The organism is Kitasatospora sp. CB01950 (genome assembly GCF_001905465.1).
Lineage (GTDB): Bacteria > Actinomycetota > Actinomycetes > Streptomycetales > Streptomycetaceae > Kitasatospora.
Window position 1 is genome coordinate 965,284 of record NZ_LISX01000001.1, and the last position, 13,274, is coordinate 978,557.

Here is a 13,274-nt window from a genome sequence, read left to right on the forward strand (position 1 = left end):
GAGCATCTCGTGCTCCTCGCCCAGCCGGTAGAGGCCGAACTCCGGAGCGGACTTCGACCTCTACCGGCTGGGCGAGGAGCACGAGATGCTCCGTGAGTCGGTGCGTTCGCTGGCGGAGGCGAAGATCGCCCCGTTCGCGGCGGAGGTGGACGAGGAGGGTCGGTTCCCCGTGGAGGCGCTGGAGGCGTTGCGGGGCGCCGATCTGCATGCGGTGCATGTGCCGGAGGAGTTCGGGGGTGCGGGGGCGGATGCGTTGGCGACGGTGATCGTGATCGAGGAGGTGGCGCGGGTGTGCGCGTCCTCGTCGTTGATCCCGGCGGTCAACAAGCTGGGTTCGCTGCCGGTGCAGTTGTCGGGTTCGGAGGAGTTGAAGGCGAAGTACCTGGGGGCGCTGGCGCGCGGGGAGGGGATGTTCTCGTACTGCCTGTCGGAGCCGGAGGCGGGTTCGGACGCGGCGGGGATGAAGACCCGCGCGGTGCGCGACGGCGACTTCTGGGTGCTGAACGGCGTGAAGCGGTGGATCACCAACGCGGGCGTCTCGGAGTTCTACACCGTGATGGCGGTCACCGACCCTTCGCTGCGGTCGAAGGGGATCTCGGCGTTCGTGGTGGAGAAGGGCGACGAGGGGGTGTCGTTCGGTGCGCCGGAGAAGAAGCTGGGGATCAAGGGTTCGCCGACGCGTGAGGTGTACTTCGACGATGTGCGGATTCCGGCGGACCGGATGATCGGTGCGGAGGGGACGGGGTTCGCGACGGCGATGAGGACGCTGGACCACACCCGGGTGACGATCGCCGCGCAGGCGATCGGGATCGCGCAGGGGGCGTTGGACTATGCGAAGGGGTATGTGAAGGAGCGGCGGCAGTTCGGGAAGGCGATCGCGGAGTTCCAGGGTGTGCAGTTCATGTTGGCGGACATGGCGATGAAGCTGGAGGCGGCGCGGCAGTTGACGTATGCGGCGGCGGCGAAGTCGCAGCGGGTGGACGGTGATCTGACGTTCTTCGGGGCGGCGGCGAAGTGTTTCGCGTCGGACGTGGCGATGGAGGTCACGACGGACGCGGTGCAGTTGCTGGGCGGGTACGGGTACACGCGGGACTATCCGGTGGAGCGGATGATGCGGGACGCGAAGATCACGCAGATCTACGAGGGCACGAACCAGGTCCAGCGCATCGTGATGGCCCGCAACCTGCCGTAGCTTTCGGGGTTGTTCAGGCGCCCGTCCGCCGGGTCGCTTCCGCGTGCAGGTCACTGCTCGTGGCGCGATCCTGCCGGCGGGCGCCTTCCGTTTCGCGCGGTTCCCCGCGCCCCTGGCTTCGCGCCCTTGCTCCCACCCGCCGGGCCGGGGCGCCCGCCCAGATCTCGTCGGCCCCCGTGGAGCGGGTGAGCACGGCGTTCGCGCCGATGATCGTGCCGGCGCCGACCGTCAGGACGCCCGACTTGCAGACGATCTTCGCGCCGGCGCAGACCACCACCCCGTCCTCCAGCACCACCCGTCGCATCGCGGATTCCTCCTGCGGCACCCACGGATCGGCCCGGCCGACGGTGACGCCGTTGTAGAGGGTGACGTTCGCGCCGAGGGTGGTGAAGGGGTGCAGGACGGTGCCGAAGCCGCGGTGGAAGACGAGCAGGCCGGGGCCGATCTCGGCGGCGGCGGGGACCTCCATCCCGTACAGGGCGAGCGCTTCCTGGACGAGGCGGCCGAACAGCCGGCTTCGGCGGCGGTAGATGAGGGAGGTGACCAGCGACATGCCGGGATTCTCCCGTCCGCCGCCCCGACGGAACGTCAGCGACGCGCGGGCGGACGGGAGTTTGAGGGGGTCCTACTTCGCGTCGGGGACGGCGGTGTCGTTCTTCATCGCGTCGAAGACGGCCTTGGACTTGGCCGGGTCCCACTTGACCGCGGATTCGCCGGTGGGGGTGCGGTAGTCGGGGTTGCCGATCGGGACGGTGATGGTCCTGCCGTCGCCGCCGGTGACGCCCTTCATGGCGAGGAACATCGAGCCGAGGTCGGTGAGGCCGGCGTCGTCGTCGACGATCAGGGTGTCGAGGCCGGCCGAGGCCAGCGGGTAGAAGGTGAACGGGTCGAGCAGCGTCGAGGGGGAGGCGGCCTGCTTGGCGAGGGCGCCGAGGAACTTCTGCTGGTTGCGCATCCGGCCGAGGTCCTGGTCGGCCATCTGGTGGCGCTGCCGGACGAAGGCGAGGGCCTGCTTGCCGCTGAGGGTCTGGGTGCCGGCCTTGAGGTCGAGGCCGGAGTCCTTGTCCTTGACCGGCTGGTCGATGGTCATCTCGACGCCGCCGACGGCGTCGACCAGGCCGACGAACCCGGCGAAGCCGATCTCCGCGTAGTGGTCGATGTGCAGGCCGGTGTTGGTCTCGACGGTCTGCACCAGGAGCCGTCCGCCGCCGGCGGCGAAGGAGGCGTTGATCTTGTGGGTGGCGGCGGCGACGGACTTTCCGCTGCCGGAGGTGTCCTGGTGGGCGGGTATCTGCACCCAGGAGTCGCGCGGGATCGACATCAGGGTGTTCCCGTTGTCGCCGATGTGCAGGATCATCATCGAGTCGCTGCGCTTGCCCTCGGCGGAGCCGGTGTGGAGGTTGTCCTCCTCGGCGTCGGTGAGGCCCTCCCGGCTGTCGGAGCCGACGATCAGCCAGTTGGTGCCCTTGCCGGCGGCTGGGCGCCCGGCGTAGTCGGCGAGGACGTTCTCGTGGCGGAGCTTGCCGTCCGCCCAGAAGTAGGTGCCGATGCCGGTGGCGAGCAGCGCCGCGACCAGGCCGAGCGCCGTGTATCCGATGATCTTCTTGCGTGAGCGGCGCGGCCGCGCGGGCTGCCGCCCGTCGCCCGCCGGGTCCGGCTCGGACGCGAAGGGCTGCTGCCCGTGCGGCGGTTGACCACCGTGCGGCGGCTGACCACCGTAGGGGGGGTGCCCACCGTGCGGCGGCTGCCCGCCGTAGGGCGGTTGGCCGCCGGGGGACGGTGGTACGGCGGGGCGGGAGAGCGGGACGCCCGCGCCGCGCGGATTCAGGTTCGGTGGCAGCGGCGGCTCGGCCGCTGCCCCGCCCCGGCCGCGTGCCGTCTCGTCCTGCCCGTATGCGCCGCCCCCCGGGCGCTCCTGCCACGTGTTCATGAGGGGAAGGATGCCCGAACGGCGGGCCGCGTGGTGATCGTCCGGCTCGGCAGGGGCTCCTTGTGGCCGTTTTGATGCAGGGCCCGGACTGTCCAGTGCGGTGTTCACCAGGCGGGCACGGCCTTGACCCGGAAAAACCGGGCGTGTTTGCATGGCGGCATGGAGCAGCGGAAGGTTCTCACCCGTCGGCGGCACGTCGACCACGGTCGGGTGTCCTGCTCGCTGTGTCGCGGCTGAGTCCTCGCCGCGCATTCACCCTCACTGCGAGTCCGGCGTCCACGCCCTCGCGTTTCCCGTTTCTTCCTTTCCGGTCGCCCCTGCCCGCGGCCGTACGCACCGAGGTGACTCCATGGCTGTGATCCTGTCCGTCTCCGGCTCCCCGTCCGCGACCTCCCGCACCACCCGGCTGCTGCGCCACGTCGACCGCCGGCTGGTCCAGCAGGGCCACCGGGTGGCGGCGCTGGACGTCCGCACGCTGCCCGCCGAGGCGCTGCTGACCGCCGACACCGCCGACCCGGCGATAGCCCGCGCCGTCGAACTGTTCGAGCGGGCGGACGGCGTGGTGATCGGCACGCCGGTGTACAAGGCCGCCTACTCGGGGCTGCTGAAGGCACTGCTCGACCTGCTGCCGCAGTACGCGCTGCGCGGCAAGACGGTGCTGCCGCTGGCCACCGGCGGCTCCACCGCGCACGTGCTGGCGGTGGACTACGCGCTGCGCCCGGTGCTGAACTCGATGGGCGCCGCGCACATCACCCAGGGCTGGTTCGTGCTGGACCGGCACATCGGGGTGCGCGAGGACGGCGGCACCGAACTGGAGCGGGAGACCGAGGTGCTGCTGACCCCGGTGGTGGACGCGTTCTCCGCCGCCCTCCGGCCGCGGGCCGAACTGGCCGTCGCGAGCTGACGGTTCGTCGACCCGACGGGGCCCGGACCCTTACCCCCGGGGGCGTCAGCCCCTAGGGGAGAGGGCCCGGGCCCCGGAGCGTTTCTCCGTGGCGCCGGTCGTCCCGGTGGAGGACGACCGGCCGCGGCGCGCACGGGAGGCTTGGGACATCGGGCGGACCCCGCCCCACCCCACCAAGGAGCACGCAGTGACCACGGCACCGAGCGCCGCGCACCTCTCACTCGCACCGGAGGACGGCGGCGCCGCCGCCCGGGCCCGGCAGGTCACCAAGGCGTACGGCTCGGGCGAGACCCGGGTGACGGCGCTCGACTCCGTCGACGTGGACATCCAGCGCGGCCGGTTCACCGCGATCATGGGCCCGTCCGGCTCCGGCAAGTCGACCCTGATGCACTGCCTGGCCGGCCTGGACAGCGTCTCCGGCGGCCGGATCTGGATCGGCGACACCGAGATCACCGGGCTGAAGGACAAGCAGCTGACCCGGCTGCGCCGCGACAAGATCGGCTTCATCTTCCAGGCGTTCAACCTGCTGCCCACCCTGAACGCGCTGGAGAACATCACGCTGCCGATGGACATCGCCGGCCGCAAGCCCGACCGGGCGTGGCTGGAGCAGGTCATCGAGACCGTCGGCCTGTCCGGGCGGCTCAAGCACCGCCCCGGCCAGCTCTCCGGCGGCCAGCAGCAGCGCGTCGCGGTGGCCCGGGCACTGGCCGCCCGGCCGGAGATCATCTTCGGCGACGAGCCCACCGGCAACCTGGACTCCCGCTCCGGCGCGGAGGTGCTCGGCTTCCTGCGCCGCTCGGTGGACGAGCTCGGCCGGACCATCGTGATGGTGACGCACGACCCGGTGGCCGCCGGCCACGCGGACCGGGTGCTGTTCCTCGCCGACGGCGCGATCGTCGACGAGATGCACAACCCGACCGCCGACTCCGTCCTGACCCGCATGCGCCGTTTCGACGGCAAGCGCACCAGCTGAGACGGGGACGCAACGATGCTGCTCAAGACTTCGCTGCGGAGCTTCCTCGCGCACAAGTGGCGCCTGGTGCTCTCCCTGCTGGCCGTGGTGCTCTCGGTCGCCTTCGTGGCCGGCACCCTGGTGTTCTACAACACCGCCACCTCCACCTTCGACCGGCTGTTCGCCGCCACCGCCTCCGACCTGTCGGTGCGCAAGGCCCAGGACGAGCTGACCGCCAACGGCCCCGGAAAGGCCGCGACCGTCCCGGTCGCCACCCAGCAGAAGCTCGCCGCCGAACCGGGCGTCAAGGCCGCCGTCGGCAACGTCTTCGCCGCCTCCGCCACCCTGGTCGACCCGGCCACCAACAAGCTGGTCGGCCCGACCGGCGGCGCCCCCACCCTGACCGGCAACTGGACCGAGTCCCCGCGCAGGTCGGTGGACATCACCTCCGGCCACCAGCCGCAGGGCGCCGACCAGTTGATGCTGGACGCCGACACCGCCAAGAAGTCCGGCCTCGGCCTGGGCAGCAGAATCCGGGTGATCGCCGAGAGCGGCAGCCACGACTTCACCGTCTCCGGCATCGTCACCTTCCGGACCACCAACCCCGGTGCGGCGCTGGCCTTCCTGGACACCCCGACCGCCCAGCGGGTGCTGCTCGGCACCGAGGCGTACACCTCCGTCGAACTGTTCGGCGACGGCACCCGCAGCGACGACGAGCTGAAGACCGCCGCGCTGGCCGACCTCGGCAGCGGCTTCGAGGCGAAGACCGCCGCCGAGCAGCAGAAGGAGAACTCCGACCAGATCGGCGGCTTCCTGAAGTTCATGAAGTGGGCGATGCTCGGCTTCGCCTTCCTGTCGGCCGCCGTCGGCATCTTCCTGATCGTCAACACCTTCTCCATGCTGGTCACCCAGCGCACCCGGGAGATCGGCCTGCTGCGCGCCATCGGCGGCAGCCGCTCGCAGGTCAACCGCTCGGTGCTGGTCGAGGGCCTGATCCTCGGCCTGATCGGCTCCACCATCGGCATCGGCGCGGGCCTCGGCCTCGCCGTCGGCATGATCCAGCTGATGCAGGCGACCGGAATGAACCTGGACTCCTCCTCGCTCCAGGTCACCTGGACCGTCCCGGTGGTCGGCTACGCCGTCGGCCTGCCCGTCACCCTGCTCGCCGCGTTCTTCCCGGCCCGCCGCGCCGCCCGGATCACCCCGATGGCCGCGCTGCTCGACCACGCCGCCCCCGCCGAACCCCGCGCCAACCGGATCCGGGCCGCGCTCGGCCTGCTGATCACCGGCGGCGGCGTCGTCGCGCTGGTGCTCGCCGCGGGCTCGCCCGGCGCCACCGGCGGCCTGCTGCTCGGCCTCGGCCTGCCGGCCACCCTGACCGGCTCGGTGGTGCTCGGCCCGCTGCTGGTGTCCGCCCTGGTCCGGCTGCTCGGCGGCCTGCTGCCCGCCCTGTTCGGCCCCGCCGGACGGCTCGCCCAGCGCAACGTGGTCCGCAACCCGCGGCGCACCGGCTCCACCGCCGCCGCGCTGATGATCGGCCTCGCCGTGGTGATCGGCGCCTCCGTGGTCACCTCCTCGATGGTCGGCTCGATGACCGACCAGATCGACCGGAGCGTCGGCGCGGACTACGTGGTCGACGGCGGCATGGGCGTCCTCACCCCCGCCATGGTCGACGCCGCCCGGCACACCAAGGGCCTCGACCACCTCACCGAACAGCGGAACGTCCCCGCCGAGCTGGCGCTGCCCGACGGCGGCACCCTGCGCACCCGGCTCGCCGTCTCGAACGCCGACTACCTGCGCGACTTCCGGCTCCCGGTGGCCTCCGGCAGCGCCGAGGCGGTCTTCGCCGGCGGCGGCGTCTCGGTCGGCCAGGACATCGCCGACGAACACCACGTGAAGCTCGGCGACCGGCTTGCCGTGAACTACGGCGAGGGCCGCACCCAGACCCTCACGGTGGTCGCCGTCGTCAAGACCGGCAACCAGCTGTTCGACCACCGCTTCTTCACCGACAGCACGACCGTCGCCACCGCGATGAACGGCGAACTCCCGCCCACCGGCGTGGCGTTCGGCACCGCGGCGGCCGGGGCCGACAAGGCCGCCGTGCTCGCCGACCTGCAGAAGTCGCTGGCCGAGTACCCGCAGCTGACGGTCAAGGACCAGGCCGGTTACAAGGACATGGTGAAGTCGCAGTTCGACCAGCTGCTCGCCATGGTCTACGGCCTGCTCGGCCTGACGATCGTGGTCGCCGTCCTCGGCGTGGTCAACACGCTGGCGCTGTCGGTGATCGAACGCACCCGGGAGATCGGCCTGCTGCGCGCCATCGGCCTCTCCCGCCGCCAACTGCGCCGCACCGTCCGGCTGGAGTCCGTGGTGATCGCCCTGTTCGGTGCCCTGCTCGGCACCGCGCTCGGCCTGAGCTGGGGCGTCACCGCCCGCTCCGTCCTCTCCGAGCAGGGGCTGACGGTGCTGACCGTCCCCACCGGCACCGTCGTCACCGTGCTGATCGGCTCGATCCTGGTCGGCCTGGTCGCCGCCCTCGTCCCGGCCTTCCGGGCCGCCCGGATGAACGTGCTGGCCGCCATCGCCACCGACTGACCCGACACCGACCGTACGGAGCCCGCCCGGAACACCTCCGGGCGGGCTCCGTCCGGTTCAGCCCGCCGCCACCGTGAAGCGACTGCCGTTGCGGACCCCCAGCCGCGCCGAGACCGGCAGCTCCGCCGCGTGCCGCACGGTCAGCTCGCCCACCCCCGTGCCCAGCCGCACCGTCCGCTGCCCCCGGTACCGGAACGACACCGCCAGCACGTGCGGTCCCGCCGCCACCGGCACCCGGTTGACACCCCAACGGGCCGCCGATTCCACGCCGTCCACGTCCACCACCGGCACGGTCGCCACCCGGTGGAACCAGGCCGTGAACCGGTGCGGCCGCACCTCGACCACCAGCATCGCCATCGCAGACACCCCTCCCGCCGATCGGTCCCGTTTCAACGTAACTCCGGGAGGCCGCCTCAACCGGCGTTACCAGGAAGGTGAGTTGACGGTTCCGGGCACCCGCTGCCGACACCGCGTCCGGGCGCTTGCGAGAATCCCCGCATGTCGCCGCACCCCCCGCCCCCGCTGCCCGCCGCGCCCCCGCTGACGCTGGCCGCCGCCGACCAGTGGCGGGCCGCCCGGGTGTGGCCGCGCCTGGAGAGCCGCTGGCTGGCGCTGCTGCCGGCGGTGACGGTGCTGCTGGCGATCGCGCTCGACCGGACCCCGGAACGGTGCGACGCGTGGCAGTCCTGCGTCGTGCCGTACGCGGAGAGCGCCGCCCCCGCCGTGCTGCTGGCGGAGTTCCTGGTGCTGTGGCTGCGCCCGCGCGGCAACTGGGCGGTGCCGGCCGTGGTCGGCCCGCTGCTCTGGTTCCTGCCGAACGCACTGCCCGGCCCCTGGCTGCCGACCGTCGCCTGCGCCGCGCACCTCGCGCTGGCCGGCGCGCTGTACCGGGTGGCGGCCGGCCGCCGTCGCGCCCGCGCCCAACTGGCCACGCTGATGGGCCCGTCCGTGCCCTACCCGTGGACGCTGGCGGGCGGCGACTCCCCGTTCGGCCCGCCGGTCGCGCCCCGGATCCGCCAGGTCCTGGCCGCCCTGCTCGCGGTGGGCGCGGTGGTGCTGCTGGCCGTCGGCGTGTCACGGACCGAGGAGGACCTCCGCCGGGCGGCCGGCGCCGACCAGGTGCGGGCCACCGTGCGCAGCGTCCACCCGGACGGCGACGGCGCCACCGTCGTCTACCGGCAACTGCACGATGTCGAGGACCTCACCGCCGAGGTGGGCGGCGAGCGCACGGTCGGCGAGGACGTCCCGCTGCTGGCCGACGGCGCCGGCTGGACCAGGGCCGCCGACGAACGGCAGGACTCCACCTCGTGGTGGCTCGGCGTCGGCGCGGCCGGCACCTGCGCCGCCCTGCTGGCCCTGTCCGCGCACCGCACCGCCCGCGAACGCCGCCCCACCGCGGACGGCCCCGCCCTGCGGATCAGGGTCCGGTGGGACCTGAACGGCGACCTGACGGTGCTGCCCGCCGACGGCGGCGACCGCGAGCCCGGCCTGTGGCGGCTGCGCGGGGCCGACCACGACGCCTTCTACGCGCCCGCCGACGAGGACGGCCCGGCCGAGTGGCTGCCCATGACCGCCCTGGAGACCGACGAGGACGACGAGGAGGAGGAGGGCGGGCCGACCGAGGCCACCGACCCCGTCGGGGCCCTGCTCTACCAGGGCCCCGACGGCGGCCGCCGTCAGCTCCTGGTGCTCCGCTCCCCGGACGAGCCGCACCTGTGGATGGCCTGGCCGACCGCCGCCCGGGCCGTCCCGCCCCGGTGGCGCCGCGGCCGCGGCTCGGCCCCGGACGGCGTGCTGGTGCAGGCCGCCGCCGCCCGCGACCTGGAACAGGACCTCGCCGACCACCCCGACCCGCACCCGGAGGAGGCCCGGGCGTTCGGCCTGCCCGTCGCGCTGCGCTGCGCCGTGGGCCCGCTCGCGGCCGGGCTGATCGGCCTCGCGATGAGCTGGACCCCCGAGGGCGGCGTGCTCGGCGGCCTGGTCCGCCCGCTGTTCCTGGGCGGGGCGACGCTGATCGGCCTCGTCAACACCTTCGCCTGGCACTTGGAGGTGGACCGCGACGGCGTCGCCTACAGCGGCGGGCTGCTGCGGCGCCGGCTGGACTGGCCGCAGGTGAAGGCGGCGGCGGTGCACCGGGGCCGGTTCACCCTGCGCGGCAGCCGCGGCGTGGACTTCGGCTTCGCGGCCTTCCCGGCCCGGATGCTGCACCGCCACTTCGGCGGCCCGTACGACCCGCAGCAGCTCGCCCGCACGGTCTCCGTCCTCGCCCGCCGCCCGGAGCGCCGTCCGCTCACCGTGCTGCCCGGGAACCCGGCCGGCCCGGCGCTGCTGGTCAACCGCCTCGCGCTGGCCGGGTACGCGGTGTGGGCGGTGGGCCAGTACCTGCTGCCCTGACCGTCGTCAGGCCGGGCAGCTGATCTCGTTGCCGCTCTCCGCCCCGGCCACCGGGCCGCTCTCCGCGGTGTCCGGCTCGGGTGCGGCGGGGCCGGACGGGCCGCGGTAGTCGCTGCCGACCACCACCTGGAAGGTCTGGCCCTGGTGCGGGACCCGGACCAGCTCGGCGTCCGGCAGCGCGGCGGCCAGCACCTTCACCGACTCGTCCCAGCGCGGGTCGTAGCGGATCACGGTGCGGGTCGCGGCCGGGCCGTTGCCGGGCGCGTTGGACGGGGTGCCGGTGGTGGCGAACCCGGCCTTGCGCAGGTCCTCGTCCACCCGGTTGCCCAGGCCCTGCACGCCCGCGCCGTTCAGCACCTGCACCCGCACCTGGTCCGGGGGAACCGTTCCGGCAGCGGGCGCGGGCGCCGGCGAGGAGGCCGCCGGGGCCGGACCGGTCAGCGACCGCCCGGCCCGGACGGCGTCGAACAGCGCCTTCGCGCCCTTCTCGTCCCACAGCACGGTGGAGCCCCAGCCCGGCACCGGGTGGTCCACCGAGGACAGCGGCACCGTCGCGAAGTCCGCGTTCGACGCCGACAGGTCCTTCAACCGGCTCGCGAAATCCAGCAGTTCGGCATTGCCGAGGCCCTTGTCCACCTTCACCGACCGCAGCACGGTGTCCATCACCGAGGTCAGCTTCGCCGGGTTGAGCAGGGTGCCGCCGGAGGACGCCTGGTGCAGCAGCTGCGCCAGGAACTTCTGCTGGCGGTGCATCCGCCCCAGGTCCGAGGAGCCGTCGACGTGCCGGGCCCGGACGTAGCGCAGCGCCCCCGCGCCGTCCAGCCGGCTGGTGCCGGCCGGCAGGTCGAGACCCGAGTACTCGTCCTTCAACGGTTTGGGCGTGCACACCTGGACGCCGCCGAGGGCGTCCACGGTGGAGACGAAGCCGAGGAAGTTCACCTCGATGTAGTGGTCGATCCGCAGCCCGGTGCTCTGCTCCACGGTGCGCACGGCCAGCGGCGCCCCGCCCATCCCGTACGCGGCGTTGATCTTGCCCTTGGAGGCGGCGACCTGCTTGCCGGACACCCGGTCCTGGTGCGCGGGGATGTCGACGTACGAGTCGCGCGGCACCGAGACCACGGTGGCCCGGCCGTGGTCCGCCGACAGCTGGACGATCATCATGGTGTCGGTGCAGTGGCAGGACTCGCCGCCCGCGTGCAGCAGGTCCTTCAGGGTGGCCTCCGGGATGCCCGCCCGGTCGTCGGTGCCGACCACCAGGAAGGTCGACGCCCCGTCGTCCGCGGGCCGGTCCGGGCCGCCGATCGCGTCCACCCGCCCCAGCGAGGAGCCGACGCCGTTCAGCACCGCCCAACCCGCGCACGAACTGGCCAGCACCGAGAAGGAGAGCGCGCCCGCCGTCCACAGCCCCCAACGCCGCCGGCGCGGCGGCATCGGTCCGGGCAGACGTTCGGACTGTCGCTGAGCAGGCATTCTTCGGATGCTAGGCGCTGTGCCCCGCCGCACCCGGGCGGCGCGCCGGGCCGGGGCCCACCCCGCCCGACACCGGCCGGTCCGCGCCGGTACGCTCGGGCACGATGAACATCAAGGCTGCTGAGGAGCTGCCGGCGGTCTCCGTGATCATGCCGGTGCTCGACGAGGAACGTCACCTGCGCACCGCCGTCCACCGGATCCTGGAACAGGAGTACGGCGGCGAACTGGAGGTGGTGATCGCACTCGGCCCGTCCACCGACCGGACCGACGAGATCGCCGCCGCCCTGGTCGCCGAGGACCCCCGGGTGCGCACCGTCCCCAACCCGACCGGCCGCACCCCCGCCGGCCTGAACGCCGCGATCCGCGCCAGCCGGTACCCCGTGGTGGTCCGGGTGGACGGCCACGGGCTGCTGACGCCCGGTTACATCGCCACCGCCGTCCGGCTGCTCGACGAGATGGACGCCGCCAACGTCGGCGGCATCATGCACGCCGAGGGCGAGACCGAGTGGGAGCGGGCCGTCGCCACCGCGATGACCTCGAAGATAGGCGTGGGCAACGCGGCCTTCCACACCGGCGGCCTGGCCGGTGCCGCCGACACCGTCTACCTCGGGGTGTTCCGGCGCGAGGTGCTGGAGCAGCAGGGCGGCTACAACGAGGAGTTCATCCGCGCCCAGGACTGGGAGCTGAACTACCGGATCCGGCAGGCCGGCGGGCTGGTCTGGTTCACCCCGCAGCTGAAGGTCACCTACCGGCCCCGGCCGAGCGTGCGCGCCCTCGCCAAGCAGTACAAGGATTACGGCCGCTGGCGCCGGGTCGTCACCCGCTACCACCGCGGCTCGGTCAACCTGCGCTACCTGGCCCCGCCGGCCGCCCTGCTCGGCGTGGTCGGCGGCCTGGTGCTGGGCGCCGCGCTGCACCCGGTGTTCCTGGTGCTGCCCGGCGGCTACTTCGCGGCGATCGTCGCGGGCGGCCTGGCGGAGGGCCGCGGCCTGTCCGCCAAGGCCCGGCTGCAGGTCCCGCCGGCGCTCGCCACCATGCACCTCAGCTGGGGCTTCGGCTTCCTCACCTCGCCGCGCAAGCTGGCCCGCAAGGTGATCGCCTCCACCCCGCCCGCACCGATCGACCCGGCCGCCGCCACCGGCGTCTGACGCACCGTCCAGGACGGCCCCCGGGAACGCCGGACGGGGGCCGTCCGCCCGCGCTAGGGTCGCGCCATGACGAGCAGCGACCCCAGGATCGAGGCCACCGCCGACGTCGACCCGCGCGCCGCCGTCGGCCCGGGCAGCACCGTCTGGCACCTCGCCCAGGTCCGCGAGCACGCCGAGATCGGCGCCGAGTGCATCATCGGCCGCGGCGCGTACGTCGGCCCCGGCGTGAAGCTCGGCGACCGGGTCAAACTCCAGAACCACGCCCTGGTGTACGAGCCCGCGGTACTGGAGGACGGCGTCTTCGTCGGTCCCGCCGCCGTGCTCACCAACGATCTGTACCCGCGCTCCGTCGACCCCGACGGCCGGCTCAAGCGCGGCGACGACTGGCACGCCCGCGGCGTCACCCTCCGGCAGGGCTGCTCGATCGGCGGCCGGGCCGTGCTGGTGGCCGGCGTCACCGTCGGCCGGTGGGCACTGGTCGCGGCCGGCGCGGTGGTGCACCGGGACGTCCCCGACTTCGCGCTGGTGGTCGGCGTGCCCGCCCGCCGGGTCAAGTGGGTCGGCCGGGCCGGCGAACCGCTGGAACCCGCGGGCGACGGCCGCTGGCGCTGCCCGCGCACCGGCGAGCAGTACACCGAGACCGCCCCCGACACCCTCGTCCCGGACGCCGAACTCCCGGCCTGAGCAGG

At 73.5% G+C, this 13,274-nt stretch carries 11 protein-coding genes; 7 read left to right on the top strand and 4 right to left on the bottom strand.

The window, feature by feature from the left end:
* Positions 1 to 85: 85 nt before the first annotated feature.
* Complete coding sequence (locus AMK19_RS04515; protein WP_073808175.1) at positions 86 to 1,192, top strand: acyl-CoA dehydrogenase family protein; 1,107 nt, start codon at positions 86 to 88, stop codon at positions 1,190 to 1,192.
* A gap of 13 nt (positions 1,193 to 1,205) precedes the next feature.
* On the opposite strand, the gene AMK19_RS04520 is transcribed toward AMK19_RS04515, so the two are convergent.
* Entirely contained in the window at positions 1,206 to 1,745 is a 540-nt protein-coding gene (locus AMK19_RS04520; protein ID WP_073808177.1) for a serine O-acetyltransferase, read from the bottom strand.
* Between the two features lie 72 nt (positions 1,746 to 1,817).
* Positions 1,818 to 3,122 (bottom strand): LCP family protein, encoded by a 1,305-nt coding sequence (locus AMK19_RS04525; protein ID WP_073808178.1) that lies wholly within the window; start codon positions 3,120 to 3,122, stop codon positions 1,818 to 1,820.
* A 349-nt stretch (positions 3,123 to 3,471) separates the two neighbouring features.
* Here AMK19_RS04525 and ssuE point away from each other — a divergent pair, with 349 nt between their 5' ends.
* The 3 genes from ssuE (at position 3,472) to AMK19_RS04540 (ending at position 7,573) form a co-directional block, all read left to right on the top strand.
* Entirely contained in the window at positions 3,472 to 4,026 is a 555-nt protein-coding gene (ssuE, locus tag AMK19_RS04530) for an NADPH-dependent FMN reductase (protein WP_073808180.1), read from the top strand.
* Positions 4,027 to 4,213: 187 nt separating this feature from the next.
* The gene (locus tag AMK19_RS04535) at positions 4,214 to 4,999 is read left to right on the top strand and encodes an ABC transporter ATP-binding protein (protein WP_073808395.1); all 786 of its coding nucleotides are present in this window, start codon (positions 4,214 to 4,216) and stop codon (positions 4,997 to 4,999) included.
* A 15-nt stretch (positions 5,000 to 5,014) separates the two neighbouring features.
* On the top strand, positions 5,015 to 7,573 hold the full coding sequence (locus tag AMK19_RS04540; protein ID WP_073808181.1) for an ABC transporter permease: 2,559 nt from the start codon (positions 5,015 to 5,017) through the stop codon (positions 7,571 to 7,573).
* Positions 7,574 to 7,630: 57 nt separating this feature from the next.
* Here AMK19_RS04540 and AMK19_RS04545 read toward each other — a convergent pair whose 3' ends face one another.
* Positions 7,631 to 7,930: a hypothetical protein gene (locus tag AMK19_RS04545; RefSeq protein ID WP_073808183.1), complete on the bottom strand. Its 300-nt coding sequence runs from the start codon at positions 7,928 to 7,930 to the stop codon at positions 7,631 to 7,633.
* 141 nt (positions 7,931 to 8,071) lie between these two features.
* On the opposite strand from AMK19_RS04545, the gene AMK19_RS04550 reads away from it, so the two are divergent.
* Entirely contained in the window at positions 8,072 to 9,967 is a 1,896-nt protein-coding gene (locus AMK19_RS04550; RefSeq protein ID WP_073808184.1) for a hypothetical protein, read from the top strand.
* Positions 9,968 to 9,973: 6 nt separating this feature from the next.
* Here AMK19_RS04550 and AMK19_RS04555 read toward each other — a convergent pair whose 3' ends face one another.
* Positions 9,974 to 11,437 carry an LCP family protein gene (locus AMK19_RS04555; RefSeq protein WP_073808186.1) on the bottom strand — a complete coding sequence of 488 codons (1,464 nt, stop codon included), beginning with the start codon at positions 11,435 to 11,437 and terminating at the stop codon, positions 9,974 to 9,976.
* 104 nt (positions 11,438 to 11,541) lie between these two features.
* Here AMK19_RS04555 and AMK19_RS04560 point away from each other — a divergent pair, with 104 nt between their 5' ends.
* Both AMK19_RS04560 and AMK19_RS04565 read left to right on the top strand, forming a co-directional pair.
* Positions 11,542 to 12,585 (top strand): glycosyltransferase family 2 protein, encoded by a 1,044-nt coding sequence (locus tag AMK19_RS04560; protein WP_073808187.1) that lies wholly within the window; start codon positions 11,542 to 11,544, stop codon positions 12,583 to 12,585.
* A 66-nt stretch (positions 12,586 to 12,651) separates the two neighbouring features.
* Entirely contained in the window at positions 12,652 to 13,269 is a 618-nt protein-coding gene (locus tag AMK19_RS04565; protein WP_073808189.1) for an acyltransferase, read from the top strand.
* Positions 13,270 to 13,274: the final 5 nt, after the last annotated feature.